The 17,281-nt window shown below is 67.2% G+C and carries 15 protein-coding genes and 1 pseudogene; 9 read left to right on the top strand and 7 right to left on the bottom strand.

Translation table 11 applies throughout. From position 1 onward, the window contains the following. Positions 1–11: 11 nt before the first annotated feature. Positions 12–845 (bottom strand): geranylgeranylglycerol-phosphate geranylgeranyltransferase, encoded by an 834-nt coding sequence (locus DJ75_RS06345; RefSeq protein ID WP_094523704.1) that lies wholly within the window; start codon positions 843–845, stop codon positions 12–14. 177 nt (positions 846–1,022) lie between these two features. Between DJ75_RS06345 and DJ75_RS06340 the strand changes: the two genes are divergently transcribed. Next, positions 1,023–2,066 (top strand): cell division protein FtsA, encoded by a 1,044-nt coding sequence (locus DJ75_RS06340; RefSeq protein ID WP_176451163.1) that lies wholly within the window; start codon positions 1,023–1,025, stop codon positions 2,064–2,066. Between the two features lie 255 nt (positions 2,067–2,321). Continuing rightward, entirely contained in the window at positions 2,322–2,933 is a 612-nt protein-coding gene (locus tag DJ75_RS06335) for a helix-turn-helix domain-containing protein (RefSeq protein WP_094523592.1), read from the top strand. 36 nt (positions 2,934–2,969) lie between these two features. Here the strand turns inward: DJ75_RS06335 and DJ75_RS06330 are convergent, their stop codons facing one another. Further along, on the bottom strand, positions 2,970–4,193 hold the full coding sequence (locus tag DJ75_RS06330; protein WP_094523590.1) for a TIGR04347 family pseudo-SAM/SPASM protein: 1,224 nt from the start codon (positions 4,191–4,193) through the stop codon (positions 2,970–2,972). Then, complete coding sequence (locus DJ75_RS06325; protein WP_094523588.1) at positions 4,190–4,600, bottom strand: Htur_1727 family rSAM-partnered candidate RiPP; 411 nt, start codon at positions 4,598–4,600, stop codon at positions 4,190–4,192. Before DJ75_RS06325 ends, DJ75_RS06330 begins: the two co-directional genes overlap by 4 nt. Before the next feature lie 271 nt (positions 4,601–4,871). On the opposite strand from DJ75_RS06325, the gene DJ75_RS06320 reads away from it, so the two are divergent. From DJ75_RS06320 to DJ75_RS06310, 3 genes are all read left to right on the top strand, one after another. Continuing rightward, the gene (locus DJ75_RS06320; protein WP_094523586.1) at positions 4,872–5,627 is read left to right on the top strand and encodes a helix-turn-helix domain-containing protein; all 756 of its coding nucleotides are present in this window, start codon (positions 4,872–4,874) and stop codon (positions 5,625–5,627) included. A 79-nt stretch (positions 5,628–5,706) separates the two neighbouring features. Then, positions 5,707–8,145, top strand: a complete 2,439-nt coding sequence (locus tag DJ75_RS06315) for a cation-translocating P-type ATPase (protein ID WP_094523584.1) — start codon at positions 5,707–5,709, stop codon at positions 8,143–8,145. A gap of 483 nt (positions 8,146–8,628) precedes the next feature. Continuing rightward, entirely contained in the window at positions 8,629–9,096 is a 468-nt protein-coding gene (locus tag DJ75_RS06310; RefSeq protein ID WP_241881416.1) for a molybdopterin-dependent oxidoreductase, read from the top strand. Between the two features lie 278 nt (positions 9,097–9,374). Here the strand turns inward: DJ75_RS06310 and DJ75_RS06305 are convergent, their stop codons facing one another. Then, entirely contained in the window at positions 9,375–10,028 is a 654-nt protein-coding gene (locus DJ75_RS06305; RefSeq protein ID WP_094523582.1) for a hypothetical protein, read from the bottom strand. A gap of 145 nt (positions 10,029–10,173) precedes the next feature. Between DJ75_RS06305 and DJ75_RS06300 the strand changes: the two genes are divergently transcribed. Then, complete coding sequence (locus DJ75_RS06300) at positions 10,174–10,749, top strand: MarR family transcriptional regulator (RefSeq protein WP_094523580.1); 576 nt, start codon at positions 10,174–10,176, stop codon at positions 10,747–10,749. A 110-nt stretch (positions 10,750–10,859) separates the two neighbouring features. Beyond that, positions 10,860–11,420 carry a hypothetical protein gene (locus DJ75_RS06295; RefSeq protein WP_094523578.1) on the top strand — a complete coding sequence of 187 codons (561 nt, stop codon included), beginning with the start codon at positions 10,860–10,862 and terminating at the stop codon, positions 11,418–11,420. Between the two features lie 221 nt (positions 11,421–11,641). Here DJ75_RS06295 and DJ75_RS19365 read toward each other — a convergent pair. Further along, positions 11,642–11,935, bottom strand: a pseudogene (locus DJ75_RS19365) (FAD-binding domain-containing protein); the annotation flags it as partial. Positions 11,936–12,323: 388 nt separating this feature from the next. Between DJ75_RS19365 and DJ75_RS06285 the strand changes: the two are divergent. Then, entirely contained in the window at positions 12,324–13,436 is a 1,113-nt protein-coding gene (locus DJ75_RS06285) for a mechanosensitive ion channel family protein (RefSeq protein WP_094523574.1), read from the top strand. 663 nt (positions 13,437–14,099) lie between these two features. Beyond that, the gene (locus DJ75_RS06280) at positions 14,100–15,161 is read left to right on the top strand and encodes a hypothetical protein (protein ID WP_094523572.1); all 1,062 of its coding nucleotides are present in this window, start codon (positions 14,100–14,102) and stop codon (positions 15,159–15,161) included. Between the two features lie 109 nt (positions 15,162–15,270). On the opposite strand, the gene DJ75_RS06275 is transcribed toward DJ75_RS06280, so the two are convergent. Together DJ75_RS06275 and DJ75_RS06270 are read right to left on the bottom strand one after the other, a co-directional pair. Beyond that, positions 15,271–15,981 (bottom strand): ferredoxin--NADP reductase, encoded by a 711-nt coding sequence (locus tag DJ75_RS06275; RefSeq protein ID WP_094523570.1) that lies wholly within the window; start codon positions 15,979–15,981, stop codon positions 15,271–15,273. Between the two features lie 450 nt (positions 15,982–16,431). Continuing rightward, positions 16,432–17,274, bottom strand: coding sequence for a YihY/virulence factor BrkB family protein (locus DJ75_RS06270; protein ID WP_094523568.1), 843 nt, complete (start codon positions 17,272–17,274; stop codon positions 16,432–16,434). Between the last annotated feature and the right edge of the window lie 7 nt (positions 17,275–17,281).

Genomic DNA, 17,281 nt, shown 5'->3' with positions numbered 1-17,281 from the left:
CGACCGGCCTTTTAAACGAGGAGCGCCGCCCGGCCGACGACGAACGCGGCCGCCGCGAGGAAGGTGCCGTACTTGAATCGCCGTTGCGCGCTCGTCGGGTCGGCGAACCCCTCGTAGCAGGCGTACAGCATGACCGCGTCGGCGACGGCGACGAGCAGGAGGTAGACGCCGCCGAAGGTGCCCGTGAAGTACGGGACCGGGCTCGCCGCGACGGCGACGAGGAGCGCGCCGGTGCCGATCCAGAGGGCGCGGTCCTCGCCGACCGCGATCGGGAGCGTGCGGAGCCCCTCCTCGCGGTCGCCGGCCACGTCCTCGACGTCTTTGATCACCTCGCGGGTGAACGTCGAGAGCCCGGCCAGGAGCGCGAGGACGGCGACGGCCGCCGGCTCCCCGACCGCGGCGCCGCCGAACAGGAACGTCGAGCCGACGAGGTAGGAGACGAGGGCGTTGCCGAGCCCCGGTGTCCCCTTAAATATCGTCGTGTAGGTGACGAGCGCGACGAGGTTGACCGCGGCGATGGCGATCGCCAGCGGCGGCAGGAGGGCCGCGAACGCGACGGCGACGAGGAACCAGACGGCGGCGACGCCGAGCGCCCCCCGCGCCGAGACGGCGCCGCGCGGGATCGGGCGGTCGGGCCGATTGACGGCGTCGATGTCGCGGTCGAAGTAGTCGTTGATCGCGTTGCCCGCGGCGACCGCGAACGCGGTGACGACCGCGGCGACGGCCGTGGGGACGACGGCGCCCGCGGCGCCGGCGACGAACGCGCCCGTCCCCGTGAGGACCGCGGCGGCGACGCAGTTCGCCGGCCGCGCCAGCTCCGCGACCCCGCGCGCTGTGTCGTTCACGTCGTCTCGCATCACCGCGGCGCGGCACATAAACGACCCGGGATTCGAGTCGGGGGTCGCGGCGGCCGGAGGCCGTAGCGGGCTCGGGCCACCGAGGGTGCCCGCGGCGCGGCCGCGATTCTCTCGGCTCGGAATCGGCCACGAACGTTTATGAAGTGTGCAATGATACGGACGTGTATGGCTAAAGGCCTGGACGTCGGCACGATGAACATCCTCTCCGGACGACAGGAAGGCGCGGAGACGGTGTTCGTACAGCAGCGGAACTCGTTCGTCGAGATCGAGTACAGCGACATGGCAGAGCAGATGCTCTCTCGCAGCGACGTCCTCCACATCCGCAAGGACGACAAGGTGTACGTCGTCGGCGACGACGCGCTCAACTTCGCGAACATCTTCAACAAGGAGACGCGTCGCCCGATGCAACACGGAATCTTATCCAGCGACGAGGCCTCCGCGATCCCGATGATCAAGCTCATCACCGAGCAGGTGGTCGGCGAGCCCTCGAAGCCGAACGAGCGCCTCTTCTACTCCAGCCCGGCCGACCCGATCGACTCCGGGCTCACGACGCTGTACCACGAGAAGACGCTGGAGTCGATGCTCGGCGACATGGGGTACGACCCCGAGCCGATCAACGAGGGGATGGCGGTCATCTACTCCGAGCTCGCGGACAACAACTTCACCGGGCTCGGGATCAGCTTCGGCGCGGGGATGACCAACGTCTGTCTCGCCTACTACGCGGTGCCCGTCATGAAGTTCTCCATCGCCCGCGGTGGCGACTGGATCGACGAGCAGACGTCGCAGGCCACGGGGACGCCCGTCGACAAGGTGACGAGCATCAAGGAGGACGACTTCGAGCTCGACTTCCGCACCGACGTCGGCGGCGTCGAGGGCGCGCTCGCCATCTACTACGAGAACCTGCTCGACTACGTCATCGAGAACATCAGCCGCGAGGTCGACGAGGAGGACGTCGAGGAGGGGCTCGACGTCCCCGTCGTCGTCACCGGCGGCACCTCCAGCCCGAACGGGTTCAAGGACCTGTTCGCCGACCACCTCGAGGACGCGAGCATCCCGTTCTCGATCAGCGGCGTGCGCTCGGCCGAGGAGCCGATGTACAGCGTCGCCAGCGGCGCGCTGGTCGCGGCCCGCTCCGAGGAGGGCGAGGCGGCCGACGAGAGCGCAGGGGAGCCCGCGGCGGAGGAAGCCGCGCCCGAGTCGGAGGACTGACCGGACGGTCCCCGGCTCCAAGAACTGACCGGACGGTCCCCGGCTCCAAGAACTGACCGGACGGTCCCCGGCTCCAAGAACTGACCGGACGGTCCCCGGCTCCAAGAACTGACCGGACGGTCCCCGGCTCCGAGAACTGACCGGACCGTCCCGGCTCCGAGCTACCCTCGCCGTCCGCCCCCGCCGCGCGGTCCCGCTTTTTTGATCCGTGAGGACGCGCCGAACGCCTAAGCCGACGGCCGACCGATCGACCGCATGGTCGAAGTCGCGGGTGACGACGGCGACCGACGGCTCCGCGTCGACCTCGAGGTCGACCCGTCCGACGAGTGGGACTGCCCGATCGTCTCGCAGTCGGAGCGCGCGTCCGACGTCACCGTCAACGCGGTCGGCGACGAGTGTACGGTCGAAGTGCAACCGCCGGGCGAGGAGGGGATCCGCCGCGCGCGCGGCCAGATCAGCGAGGACTGCCTCTGTCGCGTCTTCCAGGAGTTCGGCTACGTCCCCCGCGTGCGACGGGTCGACGAGGGGACGGTGTCGGTCACGACGTACGTCGACGACCGCGACGCCGTCCGCGAAGTGGTCGCGACGCTCAGGGAGACGCTCGACCGCGTGCGGCTGCTCCGGCTCGCCGTGGTCGCGGGTCCCGAACCGACCGAGCAGGCGACCGTCGACCTCTCCGCGCTCACCCCGAAGCAGCGCGAGGGGATGGAGCTCGCCGTCGTCCGCGGCTACTTCGACGACGCCGCCGACGTCTCCCTCGGCGAGCTCGCCGGCGAGCTGGAGATCAGCAAGTCGGCGCTCTCGCAGCGGCTCCGGTCCGCGCAGGCGAAGCTCGTCACGGACGCCTTCGAGGGAGTCGACGACTGACCGCCGATCACCGAGGGGTTCCCGAGTCCCGTCGGGTCAGTCCGCCGCCGATTCGCCGCGGATCCGCCGTAACGCCTCCGCGCCGTCGCGCTCCGCCTCCGTGAGGTAACACTTCGGATCGGGCGCGAACGGGTCGCCGTGCGCCGAGAGGGCGCGGAGCCGCGAGCCGCCCCGACAGACCTCCTTGTACGCGCAGTCCGCGCACCGCCCGGTGAGCCGTTCCTCGCGGTCGCGGAGCCCGGCGAGGAGCGGGTTCGACTCGTCCGACCAGATCGCGCCGAACGAGCGGTCCCGGACGTTGCCGGGGGAGTACCCCTGCCAGAACTGCGTGAGGTGGACGTTGCCGACGGGGTCGACGTCGGCGACGCGCTCGCCGGTCGGGTCGCCGCCGTTGCGCCGCAGGTGCTCGTGGATGAGCCGGGCGCGGTCCGTGCCGATCTCCCGGTCGGCGTACTCGACGAGGTGACCGGCGTCGGCGTAGTTGCCGACGAGCAGCGTCTCGATCTCCTCGCCCGCGGCGTGGTACTCGCGGGTGAGGTCACAGAGGTCCGTGACCGCCTTCCGGGTCGCCTCCGGGCTCAGGTCCACGTCCGCGATCTCGGCGCCCCGCCCGCCGTAGTCGAGGTGGTAGAAGCAGAAGCGGTCGACGCCGACGTCGACGAGGAGGTCGACGACGCCCGCGAGGTCGTCGACGTTGTGCTCGGTGATCGTGTAGCGAAGCCCGGTCTTGAGCCCGACGTCGAGACAGGCCTCTATCCCGCGGACGGCGGCGTCGAACGCCCCCTCCTCTCCCCGGATCCGGTCGTTGCGCTCGGGGAGCCCGTCGACGGAGACGCCGGCGTACTTGAGTCCCGCCGCCTTCAGCTCTCGGGCGTTCTCGCGGGTGAGCAGGGTCCCGTTCGTCGAGAGGACCGGACGGATCCCGGCGTCGTCGGCGTACGAGACGAGCTCCGGGAGGTCCTCGCGGACGAGCGGTTCGCCGCCGGAGAAGAGGAGCACCGGGACGCCGAACTCGGCGAGGTCGTCGATGAGCGCCTTCCCCTCCGCCGTCGACAGCTCGTTCGGCGCCCCCTCCCGATCGGCCGCGGCGTAGCAGTGTTCGCAGTAGAGGTTACACCGCTTCGTCGTGTTCCAGACGACGACCGGGCGGCGCTGCTTGTCATCGGTTATCTGCGGCTTCTTCGAGTCCCCCGCGGCGTCGTACCGGAGCCCGTCGCTCTCGGCGTCGAGCCCGCAGAGGAGCTTGCTGACGGAGATCATCGGTCTCCCTCCGGGGCCGTCTCGTCCTCGCGTGCGGGGTCCGAGTCGTTCTCGACCGGTGCGCTGCCGCAGGCGACGGTGGGCGTCCCCTCGGTCTCCTCGTACACGCGCGGTTCGTCGCTCGCGTCGTCACGTGAGGCCGACTCGTCGCCGGACCGCTCGTCTGCCGCCAGCGACTCGGCGGAGTAGCGGTGCGTCTCCTCGGCGGGGCAGACCCACACGTCGCGGGCGTACCAGGCGAAGAGCTTGCTCGCCTCCTCGTGAGCGACATCCGGCGTCGGCGCCGCGACGGTGCCGACGTGACGGAGCGGATCCGCCTCTTCCTCCCGGACGAACACCTCGAAGCGCCGGCCGTCCGCCGAGCGTGGGCCCCCCGCTCCGGCGGTTCGGTCCGTCTTCTCGACCATACTCGGCGTACGAACGACCCCCCGAACTCGGTTTCGCGCGTTCTCACGGGGGCGAAACCCGCCCGAACACGTTCGGACACCAGAAGAATAAACCGCATGAAGATATAGCAAACCGCGATTTGCGGTCGACTCCGCGAGCGCGGCGCGCACAGATTCACCCGCGATCGCTGGATTCGGCCGCGAAGCTCGAAATCGAGCGCAGACGCGTCGCGGCGGCGGAGCGCTGGGGCCGAGGCCACCTGTTATGTCCGACAGTCACCTACGGGCCCCCATGCGCGAACTCGTCTTCGCCCTCGAGTACGAACCGGGGCGCAACAGGGTGGCCGACGCGCTCGCCGCCCACCCCGGGGCGCGGGTGCGGTCGCTGTCGCTGCACGCCACCGACGACCACCTCTGGCGGGTCGACCACGCCACGGGCGCGCCGGACGCGCTCGCGGCCGTCGAGGCCGCCTTCACCGACGGCGACTACTACGCCGACTGCCTCGCGACGGAGGACTGCGGCGCGACCCAGACCACCCGGGTCCTCGACCGCACCGACGACACGCTCGTGCTGTACACCGACTGGGAGCCGACGCCGGTCTGCGCGTCCGTCCCGCACATCGCTCGGGATCACCTCGGCGACGGCGTGCTGTTCGAGACCCGCCACGAGGGACGCCACTACACGTGGCGGCTCATCCACTCCGGCGAGGGCGACGTGGGCGCGTTCTTCGACGCGCTCCGCGCGGCCGTCGGCGACGCCGCCCGCACGGAGCTGCTCAGGACGGCGCACGCCGCTGCGGGCGACGAGACGCGGGCCGACGCGGACGGCGTCGGGCTCTCCCCGGAGCAGGAGGCCGCGCTCAGGGCCGCGGTCGAGCACGGCTACTACGAGTCGCCGCGGGCGGTCGACGCCGGGGAGCTCGCGGCCCACCTCGACGTGCCGCGCTCGACGCTCACCTACCGGCTCCGTCGGGCCGAGGAGCGCCTGGCGAAGGCGCACGTCGCCCGGTCGGTCGCGGGCGACGCCGCCCCCGCGTCGTTCGATTGACCGTGCCGCCGCCGTCGATCGGCGCCAGTTGGAAATATCCAAACAAGGCTTATCGATATGAGGGCCCTCTCTCGACGTAATGAGTGACGAGCCGGACGGACGCGGAGACGCACGCGGGGACGAGGCCGCCGATACCGGCGCGGACGGCGGACGACGCGAGCTGACCGCCGGCCTCGCGGTCCCCGAGATGGACTGCCCGTCGTGCGCCGGGAAGGTCGACAGCGCACTGGGGCGCGTCGACGGCGTGACCGACGTCGCGCTCAACCCCACCGCCGGGACCGCGACGGTCGCCTACGACCCCGATCGCGCGGACGAGAGCGATGTCGTCGCGGCGATCGAAGGAGCCGGTTACGAGGTCACCGGCGGCCGATCGGGCGGCGAGGGGAGCGCCGACGGCGACCGCGGTGGGACCGCCGACGGGGCGTCCGGCGACGTCGCCGTCGCGCCCCCGTCGGCGGTCTGGACGACGCCGCGCGCGAAGAAGACGTGGCTGGGCGCGGTCCTCGTGGTCGCCGGGCTCCTGTTCGAGTTCGTCCTGACGGGGCGGAACCCCGCGGTGGCGAGCGTGCTCGGCGTCCCGCTCGCGCTCGCGGACGTCCTGTTCGTCGGCGCCGTCGCGGCCAGCGGGATCCCCGTCGTCCGCGGCGGCTACTACTCCGCGCTGAACCGGAGCCTCGACATCGACCTGCTGATGGGGACGGCCATCGTCGCCGCGACCGGGATCGGTTACTTCGTCGAGGCCGCCACGCTCGCGGTCCTCTTCAGCGTCGCCGAGCTGCTGGAGGACTACGCGATGGACCGCGCCCGCGACTCCCTGCGCGAGCTGATGGAGCTGTCCCCGGACGAGGCCACCGTCAGGCGAGAGGGCGGCGAGACGACCGTCCCGACCGACGACGTCGCGGTCGGCGAGACCGTGATCGTCCGCCCGGGCGAGAAGGTCCCGCTCGACGGGACGGTGATCGAGGGGGAGAGCGCGGTCGACGAGTCCCCGATCACCGGCGAGAGCGTCCCCGTCGACAAGGCCCCGGGCGACGAGGCGTTCGCGGGCGCGATCAACGAGGAGGGGTACCTGGAGATCGAGGTGACCTCGACCGCGGGCGACTCCACCCTCTCGCGGATCATCGAACTGGTGCAGGGCGCGCAGGCGGAGAAGACGGAGACGGAGCGGTTCGTCGACCGCTTCGCGGGCTACTACACGCCGGTCGTAGTCGTCTTAGCGATTCTGACGGCCGCGGTGCCGCCACTGGTGATCGGCGAGCCGGTGACCGTCGACCTCGCCGGCTACCCGTTCGTCTTCGCCGCGGACTGGGGGACGTGGTTCGTCCGCGGGCTCACGCTGCTCGTGATCGCCTGCCCCTGCGCGTTCGTCATCTCGACGCCGGTCTCGGTCGTCTCCGGGATCACCAGCGCGGCGAAGAACGGCGTCCTGATCAAGGGCGGCAACCACCTGGAGGCGATGGGCCAAGTCGACGCCGTCGCGCTCGACAAGACCGGGACGCTCACCCGGGGCGAACTCGCCGTCACCGATCTCGTCCCGCTCGGCGGCGCCGACGAGGAGACGCTGCTCCGTCGGGCCGCCGCGCTGGAGCGCCGGAGCGAACACCCGATCGCCGCCGCGATCCTCGGCCGCGCCGAGCGCGCGGGCGTGGGAGCCCTCGCGGAGCCGGCCGGGTTCGAGAGCCTGACCGGGAAGGGCGTCCGCGCGGATATCGACGGCGAGACGTACTACGCCGGGAAGCCGGCGCTGTTCGAGGGGCTCGGCTTCGACCTCTCGCGGGCCCGTGCAAAGACCGACGGCGGGGTCGCGGACGGCGGGGTCGTGACCGAGGGCGACGACGGCGGGCCCGGAGGAGCCGGCGACGGCGCGTTCGCCGAGGGGTCGCTCGCCGCGTTAGAGAGCGAGGGGAAGACCGTCGTGCTCGTCGGGACGGCGACGGAGCTGACCGGGGCGATCGCCGTCGCGGACGAGGTTCGCCCCGACTCGAAGCGGGCCGTCGAGCGCCTCCGCGAGCTCGGCGTGGAGCGCGTCGTGATGCTGACCGGCGACAACGAGGGGACGGCGCGGGCGATAGCCGAGTCGGTCGGCGTCGACGAGTACCGCGCCGAGCTCCTGCCGGAGGAGAAGGTCGCGGCGGTGGAGTCGCTGCGGGCCGAGTACGGCGAGGTCGCGATGGTGGGCGACGGGATCAACGACGCCCCCGCGCTGGCGACGGCCGACGTCGGCGTCGCGATGGGCGCCGCGGGGACGGACACGGCCCTGGAGACCGCCGACATCGCGCTGATGGGCGACGACGTGGCGAAGCTCCCGTACCTCTACGCGCTCTCGCACACGGCCAACGGGGTCATCCGCCAGAACGTCTGGGCGAGCCTCGGGGTGAAGGCGCTGCTCGCGCTCGGCGTGCCGCTGGGGCTGGTGAGCGTCGCCGTCGCGGTCGTCGTCGGCGACATGGGAATGAGCCTCGGCGTCACCGGCAACGCGATGCGGCTCTCCGGGATCGAGCCCGAGTCGTACGAGTAGTCGGGGGCGCGAGGCCGACGCTCGCGGCGCGACAAACAAACATGAACTATTATTAAGGATGCCCGTCTCGGGAGAATCGTGCCACCCGTAGTACACGACTGACGCAGGCTCGGAATCGGCGGCGACGCACCCCGAGGGTCCGAGTACGCGCGAGACGAGCATCGAAGCGGAGACGCCGGACCGCGACGACGAACTGCCGACCGCGGAGGAAGCGATCGCGCAGTGCGCGGCGGCGTTCGACGCGACGGACGACGGGCGACTCCCCAACGGGATCGACCGATGGAACGCGTACGCGGGGTCCTGTCACGGCGGCGACTGACCGCCCGCCGACCGCGTTTTTCCAGATGCCGACGACGACCGAGCGGCGACGCCGCGAACCCGTTCGAGCGGGGCCTCAGGTCGCGGGAACGAGGCGGCCCATTCAAACCCGCGGCGCTCGTCATCAGCGGGCATGTGCCCGAGCGAACGCGGAGGCGATCCGCCGTGGAAGTGAGCGACCGGGACCCCGACGCGTCGGCGCCCGTAGCGGCGTCGGTCGAGGTCGAGCTGTCCGGGCTCGCGGACGGGGTCGTCGCGTGCGACGAGTTCGACGACGGGGCGCTCGAATCGGTCGCCGAGGAGTTCCTGTGCGCCAGCGGCGAGCGGTGGGGCGGCGCGTGGCGCGGGGTCGCCGTCGGGTCGCTGCTGGACCGTCCGGACGTGACGGTCGCCCCAGACGCGACCCACGTCCGCGTCGCCGCCGACGGCTACGCCGTCTGCGTCCCGCTGAAAACGGCGCTCGACGCGGTGCTGGCCGTCGAGCGCGGCGGCGACCCGCTGCCGGCCGCCCGCGCGCCGCGGTTCGTCGCCCCCGTCGACGCCGGCCGGACGGTGAAGAGAGTGCGGGAGCTCCGGTTCCTGCGGCTGGCCCCGGGAGAAGACCCCCAGGAGTACGAGGATCTCGGGTATTGACCGCGGCGACTCCGACCCGGTTAGCCCCGCCGCCGACCCGTCGGCTTTAGTCCGCGAGGCGACTACCGTCGAGCGGCCGATGACGACGCACCGCTCCGAGCTGCCTCGGCACCAGCGATGACGAGCCCTATGAGTGCCGAGGCCACCGATTTACGTCGACAATACATTCAGACTCATACACGACCCCACAACTGAGTGCTATTGCCTCGTGTTTCGGCCCTAGCGAGATCCACGGTTATCGATCCGAGACTGCTGTCCCATATTCGAGTTCCAGTCCACTACAGCTCACCCATGTCGGTGATGTCGACGACCGTCTCGTTTGCGAGATCGATTTCCGCGCGGTATCTGGCGTCTTCCCTGCCGGCGCGCCCGATCCGGACGACTGCCCGGTCCTCGACGTAAGACGGTTCTCTGTCGACTGTCACGGTGTCGTCCGATTTCTCGACTGTGAGGTTCCTGATCTTTACCGTCTCCCCGGCGGAGAGGGTGCTGTTTGTCTCTTCGACGTCGAATGTGAACGTCGCGGTCTGTGCCTCCCCGGAGTCCAGCTTTCTTATAGGTTCGACCGTGAGTTCCTCGTTTTCGACAGTTTCGAGGTACGACGCGACGGTCCGGTTGGCCCGGACAATCTCGACAGCGCGTCCCCGTTCGTGCCGAGTAAACCGGTCGTTCTCTCGCGTCGTGATCAAAATATCGCCTCCGTCTTCGGTGAGTTCGATATCACTCGTCTCCGAGACATTCGTCACCACCGCGGTGTCACTCCTGTCGCTGGAGGCGGTCACGTTGGTACCAGCGATGCTGACTTCTCCCACCTGGTCCCTGTCGGCGATGGGGTCCCCGACCCCGAGCGCGGCGAGTGTGCCCGCGAGACCGACGCCGACGCTCGCGAGCACGAGGAGGACGACGAGGCCAGTCCGGGCGTCCTCATTCATACGTGACCGTTGGGTGAAAGAGCTCATGAGTACTGGGATGAAACGCGTTCGAAACGCGTTTCGCAGGCGTTTCAACCCGGTTTCGGGCCGAATTTTGCCAGTCGATATCGACGGAGATTAGGGAAGGGATTCGAAGTATCAACCTATGGATTTGCAGGCCCTCCACGGTAAGCAGCTCCTCGCTGCGGTCGTCTTCGTCGCCGCCACAGTCGTTCTCGCGGTACAGCTGATAACCCCCACACCAGTCGTCGTCTCTGTCGGTGAAGGCGGTACGGAGGTCGCGGAACTGGGCGGGTACTTCCAGTACCGTGATGTAGCGGTCATCACCGTCTCTGCGGTCCTGCTCGGTTCGAGCGGGACGTACCTCGTTACAACGGATTGGTCGGGTAGAGATGCCAAATCACCGGCTATCGACCGGAGACCGCCGGATTCCGCCGGCGGCGCGGTGCGGACGGATGGGAACGACGGGCTCGCACCGAGCGGGGACCTCCTCGACGCGCGCCGCGAGGAGTGGGAGGAAACCGCCGAGCGCCTGGCGAAAAACGAGCGTGAGATCTACGAGACGATCCTCGACGAGGACGGCGTGATGGCCCAAAGCGACATCGTCGACGCGACGGATCTCTCGAAGGCGACGGTCAGCCGCACGCTCGACAGCCTGGAGACGAAAAACCTCGTCGAGCGCAGACGCCGCGGGATGGGTAACATGGTTTTGCTCCTGTAGCCGAAACCCGTTTCGAAACCGTTTCAAACGCCTTCTCAACGGGTCTCTAAGGGGTTTTTCTTACAAGGTCCAGGTGGAGCGATCCTTCGAACGGATCACTCCGATACACAATGCGAACGAAGCTAATCGCGCTCGCCCTCGCGGCGATGCTCACCGTTGGAGCCGGTGGCGTCGTCGCAGCCGGAGCGAGCTCTGGTGACGCATCCGGAGAACAGCTTTCAGATGACTACACGGTCGAGATAACCGATCCGTTTGACGAACTGTCCTCGGACGAGGTCGACGAGGCCATCGAGACAGCCTGGTCCGACGAGCAGGTCCAGAGCAGCCTCGATGCCGGTGACGGCGTCCACTTCGACGTCGTCGCGGGCACGGAGAAGGTGCAGGTCGCCGTCGCACCCGGCTCCGACGCCGAGGATCAGGTCGTCGCCAGGATCGATTCCGATGGAACCGTGACGGACGTCTTCGAGCCGTCGCTGACGGCCGAAGATTCCGAGACGCTCGATATCGCTGAACCGGTCGACGCCTCCGGGGACGGCACTATCCGTGTCGAGGACGAGGACCACGAGTACGACGAGAAACTATCCGCAGACCAGGCGATACAGGTCGAAGTGAAGAACATGAGTCTCCTCGAGGATGGCGAGAGTGTCAGCGTCGAGGTTGCCGATGAGTAGTCGGTGAGGACAGCCGTCCAGCCCGTGGCGGAAATCGCGATCCGCGGCCTGGTCCCCACGCCGTAGGAACCGACGCCCGACGCGGAAACGTCACTGCTGGACACTCCGCGACACGCTCCGTACAGGGTGTCCCTCCGATTCGGCACCACGACCCACGAACAGTATTTCCCCGCAGTCTGTCACCCCGCGGACATTCTTTCAGACCCCTGGGAGCACCGTCATCAACCAAGTTCCGCGTACCGACGCTCGATATCGATCACCGGCCGCGGGTAGTCGACGCCGAGTTCGACGCCGTAGCTGGCCTGCTCGTCGTCGCTCAGCCGCCACGGGCGGTGAGCGTACTCGGCCGGCAGACCGTCGAGTTCGGGGAGCCAGGTCCTGATGTACGCGGCCGCGTCGTCGTGGTACTCGCCCTGCGAGAGCACCTCGAAGCGGTTGTCCCGCGAGTCGTTGCCGACGCCGGTCTGGTAGACCCAGTTCCCCCAGTTCGAGACGATGTCGTAGCCGACGAGTTTCGGTCCGCAGAGTCCGCACAGGCATGAGGCCGTAGTACTGTGACGAGAGTATCTGGTTTCCTGTCGCAGATTGGCTCCATCGTCGTGGCTGGACAGTGTATACCGCTCGCGGCGAAGACCGATTCGGTGACCCGGATACAGAACATCTCGCCTCCCGCGATAAGAATGATAGAAGTATTCAGCACTGCTAGATAATCGCAGGCCGAAGTCGGTTGGTACTGGTAAGTCGTCGGGGTTCGAGCGTCGAGGCCACGTTTTCGCGTTCGCCCTGACGCACTCCGGCGACCGCCCGGTCGCCGCCGGCGAGTGACGCACCGATACGCGGCAGACGCGACCCGTGCGTCGGACGCGGCCATAGAGTTATGATACCGGGGAACACGCCTCCTGTATGCCAGTTGTCTCGTTGCTGTCGGAGACGTACTTCGGAAGCACGATCCAGCAGTACTTCCTGTTTTTCGCCGTGCTGTGCCTCGGTGCAGTGGTCGGCCGGTCGCTGAGCTTCTTTTACCGGCGTAGACTGCGGCGGAAAGTCGAAGCGACGGAGACGGAGGTCGACGACATCGTCGTCTACGCGCTCGGGCGGCCCGTCGTCCTCCTCGGCGTCGTGTTCGGTGCGGTCGCGGGACGACGCATCCTCTCGCCGGTCGAGCCGCTGGAGTCGGTGTTGAACGCCTCGGTCGAGATTCCCGTCATCGTGGCTATCGCGTGGATCGCAGTCCGGTTGACGGACGGGTTCGTCGAGACCTACCTCATGAGGTACGTCGAACGCACAGAGTCCAAGCTCGACGACGAGCTCGTTCCGATTGTCAGCCGGATCGCCAACATCGCCATCGTCTCCGTCGCGGGCATCGTCGTGCTGGACTCGCTGGGGTACGACGTCGTGGCCGTCATCGCCTCACTCGGCGTGGCCGGGGTCGCAGTCGCCTTCGCTTCCCGCGAGACCATGGCCGACATCTTCGGCGGCGCGCACATCCTCTCGACGAAGCCCTTCCTCGTCGACGACATCGTCGATATCGAGGGGACGACCGGTACCGTCGAAGAGATCGGGCTCCGGACGACGCGCATCCGAGATTTCGACGGGCGGGTTGTGACGCTCCCGAACGCGTCGATCGCGAAGGCCGAGGTGCGAAATATTTCCGCAGAGCCGACCCGACGGGTGAAGACCTTCCTCGGGCTGTCGTACGACACGACGCCGGCGGAGATGGAATCCGCCGTCGAACTGGTCGTCGACACGACGAACGAGGTCGACGGCGTCGACGCCGAGCGGACTGGCGCGTGGTTCTGGGACTACGGGGACTCGGCGATGCGGATCAGGCTCGAGTACCACATCGAGGCCCTCGACCGCTGGAAGGAGGTCAGAGGGGCCGTGAACGGCGAGATTCAACGGGCGTTCGCGGACGCCGGGTTCGACATGGCGTTCCCGACCAGGACGGTCCGGGTCGAACGCTCAGACGGGGACGAGGAACCGATCCGTCTCGGGAAGGTCGACGACGGGGGTTGAGCCCGGACGCGGCGCCGATTGCCGACCGGTCGGACCGACCGATCGACTGGCTTTCGACCGCAATCGGCCTTCTCGTCGGAATCGGCGGAGTGCACTATTCACCGCCGGTAGCTCGAGAGTCACGAGCGCCGAGGCGGTTTCTCTGACGGACGCGTTCGCCCCAAAGTCCGGGCTGCGGGAGAGACGTTCCGACGCTCTGCCGCGGTCAGAACTCGATCGGTGACCGGTCCGCCCTCGCCACGTTCCGGTCGCGCACGGGGAACGTCCCCTCAGAGCGGGATCGAAGTTAGGGCCGGCACGAGGGAGGCGATGACGAGCCCTATGAGTGCCGAGGCCAGCTTTCTATCCATACATTTTCGAGGAGAAGTGCACGAACGTCTGAGAATCGCGTCTGCTGCCCTCTAAGAGGGGACAGTCGTCATTTGAGGTCGAATAGAGTACAATTTGAGCGGTTAGAGACGACGTGAGGCAATGGTCCGTACGACTCTGTCTCAAGAGCTATACGAATTAGCACAGAGACAGAGAATATGTCCGACGATGGATTCAGAATCTCCGAAAAGAGTGAGAACGATTAGTTGCAGAGGAGGTTGATGAACTCCCGATTAACACTCCACAGAGACAGGTTGTAGTTTTTGAACGTACAGGCCGTATTTTCTCGAACAGATGATAGCCTCGAGGGAGATTCCGGCGGAGCGTGGCTTAGAGGTTCCACTCCGGGTTGACTACGTTGCAGACGACCCGGCCGAACCCACGTCCATGGTATACTGTACCGATATCGAGGGGACGGAGCTACGGGTGGCAGTCCAAGAGCCATCGGCTACTGAATCGTCGTTGGAGACGGGCAAATGGTACCGGTTCGACCGGGTCGTCCGGTCGAGGTCACTCGGGGCCCAGCTCCTGTTTCCATCCGGTAACAGTGGCGTGGAACGTATCGAGGCACCGGAGCCTCAGACACACCCGCCACTGGCTGAACTTGACACCCCGTGGCTGGTCCAGCTAGGGGCAAGCGACGAACGTATCGCTGTGACCGTCCAACCCCGGCCGACGGATGAGACGGGGGGTATCCGGGTGGAAGACCCGGAGACGTACGAAATCGCCGCCGTTTGTTTCGCATACTGTGACCGGTCCAGTGATGCGACGGTATATCATCGCGAGGAACCCGACACGCGAGACGAACAGCTCCTGCTCGAGCACGTCGTCGAAGACCTTTCAGAGGCAGAAGGCGCAACGCTTGTGACGCGTGGATACGACCGCTTTCCGCTCGAAATGCTCTATCAACGTCTCGCGCAAGCATCGGGGGGCGATGTCGTTGGGACCGGAGCAGAGCGGGTGCTGAACGGGTGTTTCCACGCAACCCCGGAGAGCGTCCCGGTCAGATCGGAGGCTGACACGGTTGTCGAAGCGGCTCGTCAACTTGGCATCGAGGTCGATCCGGTTCTACTCAGCGACTACGACATCGGGATCGACCGGGCAGACTGGCGCGGCGAGGTCGACACCATGCCGCTCTCGGACGTATCCGACCCACGGATGACCGACGGTGACTATGCGACGCTCGTCGAGCGGTATCTCGGTCCCGAGGACGGATCGGTCGATTCGGCACAACTCGCTCACTGCCTGAAAGCGTACGCGAGCGCAGATCTTGGTCTACTCCGTGAACTCGTAGCGCACGGCACGATGGACCGACTCGGCTGTCCGCGGCTCTCCGAGCGCCGTCTCAAACGATAGTCAAGCCGGGCCTACCGGGATACCGTACCAGGAGTCGAACCCGGGACGGTCAGATCAAGCGAACCGACTGCGAACGGTCCTTGCACTGACCGAATACCGTCACTCCTCGTTAGTCGTCTGCGACGACGCTGTCTTCCCAGCCTTCGCTGTGAATTCGCTCGTCGGGCGCTCCAAGCTCGGCCAGTCGGTTTTTCGCCTGGACGACCATCGGCGGGACCCCGCACACGTAGAAGTCCCGCTCGGTGAACTCGTCGAACAGGTCTTCGAGGTGTTCCTGTGCGTATCCGATCCGCCCGGTCCATTCCCAGTTGGGGTCCGAGAGCACGAAGGTCAGGTTGAGATTGGGATTGTTCGCCGCCAGTTCATTGAGCGTCTCTCGGTGAATGATGGTCTCCTCTCGCTTCTCGCCGAGGAGGATGTGCGCGTGGCCAGTGCCTTCGCGCAGATACTGCCGGAGCATCGCCATCATCGGTGTGAGGCCCGTGCCGGACGCGAGGAAAGCGACGTCTCGGCTCGTGTCGACGAGTGATAACGCGCCCTCTATCGAGCCGATCTCGACCGTGTCACCCGGTCGCTTCTGGTGCATGTACGACGACGCCAGTCCGTCGTCGTAGCGTTTGATCGTCAGTGCCAGCTCTTCGCTACCGGGCAGATTCGTCGGCGTGTACGGGCGGACGATTCGCTCGTTGCCCGATTCGAACCGGATCGTCGTGTGCTGTCCCGGGTCGTACTCGAACTCGTGACCGGGTACTCGCAGACGGAACCCTTTCACTCGGGGCGTGATCTGATACGTGTCAACAACTTTTGCTTCGTGTGTCATGGTGAACGAGAGCGCTGTGTGGTGCAGCCAGGCGTGCGCTGCTCCGCTGAGGCGGTTCGGCCGTGTCGAAACATGATATGTCGGTGATCTATTAGTTTCGTCAAACGGTGTTTTGCCAGTCTCCGCGATGCGTTCCGGCAGGAACCGAGCGAAACGGTTCGATAAGGGGGTTGGCGCCGGAATCGGGCAACGCTGATGTATTGATTTTTGTTTATATATGTATGGTAGAAATACACAGGCATAAACAGCGCGGCTGGTCAGTAGTATCGAGAAGCCGTACGGCATGTCCGAGCTTCCACGTAGGGTCGACCGCCCGAAGAGTGGTAATCGAAAGTGAACAGATAATTGACTGAGCGGCGTCTATAACTGTGTTAAGTACATTCACTATGGATAGGTTGTGAGTCGTGAGTGCCGAGGCCACCGTTTCTTCCGATGCCGCCCGTCTCCCGGTCACCCGTCGGGACGCTCGCCGGCGTCGATGTCGACGCTCCCCGTCAGAACGGCGTTCAGGGCCGCCCCGGCGAGGAGCGTCAGGCCGCCGACGTACAGCCACGTCAACACCAGAAGGACGCCGCCGGCGACGCCGTACAGTCTGACGCTCTGTGAGGTCGAGATGTACAGCCGGAGCCCGACGGCGCAGAGCGCCCACGCGACCGCGGCGAGCGCCGCGCCCGGAAACGCCTGCGAGAGCGTCGTCTCCGGGGCCGAGAACCGGTAGTACATCGGCAGAAACCCGGCGAAGAGCGCGACGCACAGCAGCGGAGCACTGACCGCCCTAACGACGGAGACGTCCGTCGCGACCGTCAGCGCCACCACGAGCAGCGACCCGACGGGAACGAGGACGATGATCGTCGCGAACACGATCAGACTGTCCAACACGGTCTCGACCACCGAGTGCTCGTGGCGCACGCCGTGTATCGTCTGAAACGACACGTTGATCGCCTGCACCAATCGCAGCGAGCTCCACAACAGGATCAGACCGGCGATGACGACCGCCCGTCGTCGGTCCGCGTCGTCGCCGACGATCGAATCCAACGAGGCGGCGAGCGCGCCGGCGTCGATCCCGGCCACGGCTCCGAAGAGGCCGACGGCGGGGCCGAGCCACCCGGCCGCCGAGAGCCCGATAAACGCGAACAACAGCAGCGGCACGAGGGAGTTGAACAGGTAAAACGCGACGCCCGAAGCGACGACGCCGATATCGTTTTTCCGGGCGAGTGCGACGACCGCCGCCGCGAGTTGCCTTACCGACGCGCGGGAGGGGCCCCTCGCGTCGTCGGATCCCGACGGCCTCATGCGCCGA

The sequence above is a fragment of the Halorubrum sp. Eb13 genome, from assembly GCF_002252895.1.
GTDB lineage: Archaea > Halobacteriota > Halobacteria > Halobacteriales > Haloferacaceae > Halorubrum.
This window is presented reverse-complemented; position numbering and strand designations above follow the sequence as displayed.

Excerpts from the sequence above, each read along its gene's own strand:
- DJ75_RS06330 (WP_094523590.1), bottom strand. The coding sequence starts at position 4,193 with ATGATCTCCGTCAGCAAGCTCCTCTGCGGGCTCGACGCCGAGAGCGAC.
- DJ75_RS06340 (WP_176451163.1), top strand. The coding sequence starts at position 1,023 with ATGGCTAAAGGCCTGGACGTCGGCACGATGAACATCCTCTCCGGACGA.
- DJ75_RS06295 (WP_094523578.1), top strand. The coding sequence starts at position 10,860 with ATGCGAACGAAGCTAATCGCGCTCGCCCTCGCGGCGATGCTCACCGTT.
- DJ75_RS06320 (WP_094523586.1), top strand. The coding sequence starts at position 4,872 with ATGCGCGAACTCGTCTTCGCCCTCGAGTACGAACCGGGGCGCAACAGG.
- DJ75_RS06280 (WP_094523572.1), top strand. The coding sequence starts at position 14,100 with ATGATAGCCTCGAGGGAGATTCCGGCGGAGCGTGGCTTAGAGGTTCCA.
- DJ75_RS06305 (WP_094523582.1), bottom strand. The coding sequence starts at position 10,028 with ATGAATGAGGACGCCCGGACTGGCCTCGTCGTCCTCCTCGTGCTCGCG.
- DJ75_RS06300 (WP_094523580.1), top strand. The coding sequence starts at position 10,174 with ATGGATTTGCAGGCCCTCCACGGTAAGCAGCTCCTCGCTGCGGTCGTC.
- DJ75_RS06325 (WP_094523588.1), bottom strand. The coding sequence starts at position 4,600 with ATGGTCGAGAAGACGGACCGAACCGCCGGAGCGGGGGGCCCACGCTCG.
- DJ75_RS06270 (WP_094523568.1), bottom strand. The coding sequence starts at position 17,274 with ATGAGGCCGTCGGGATCCGACGACGCGAGGGGCCCCTCCCGCGCGTCG.
- DJ75_RS06315 (WP_094523584.1), top strand. The coding sequence starts at position 5,707 with ATGAGTGACGAGCCGGACGGACGCGGAGACGCACGCGGGGACGAGGCC.
- DJ75_RS06335 (WP_094523592.1), top strand. The coding sequence starts at position 2,322 with ATGGTCGAAGTCGCGGGTGACGACGGCGACCGACGGCTCCGCGTCGAC.
- DJ75_RS06285 (WP_094523574.1), top strand. The coding sequence starts at position 12,324 with ATGCCAGTTGTCTCGTTGCTGTCGGAGACGTACTTCGGAAGCACGATC.
- DJ75_RS06275 (WP_094523570.1), bottom strand. The coding sequence starts at position 15,981 with ATGACACACGAAGCAAAAGTTGTTGACACGTATCAGATCACGCCCCGA.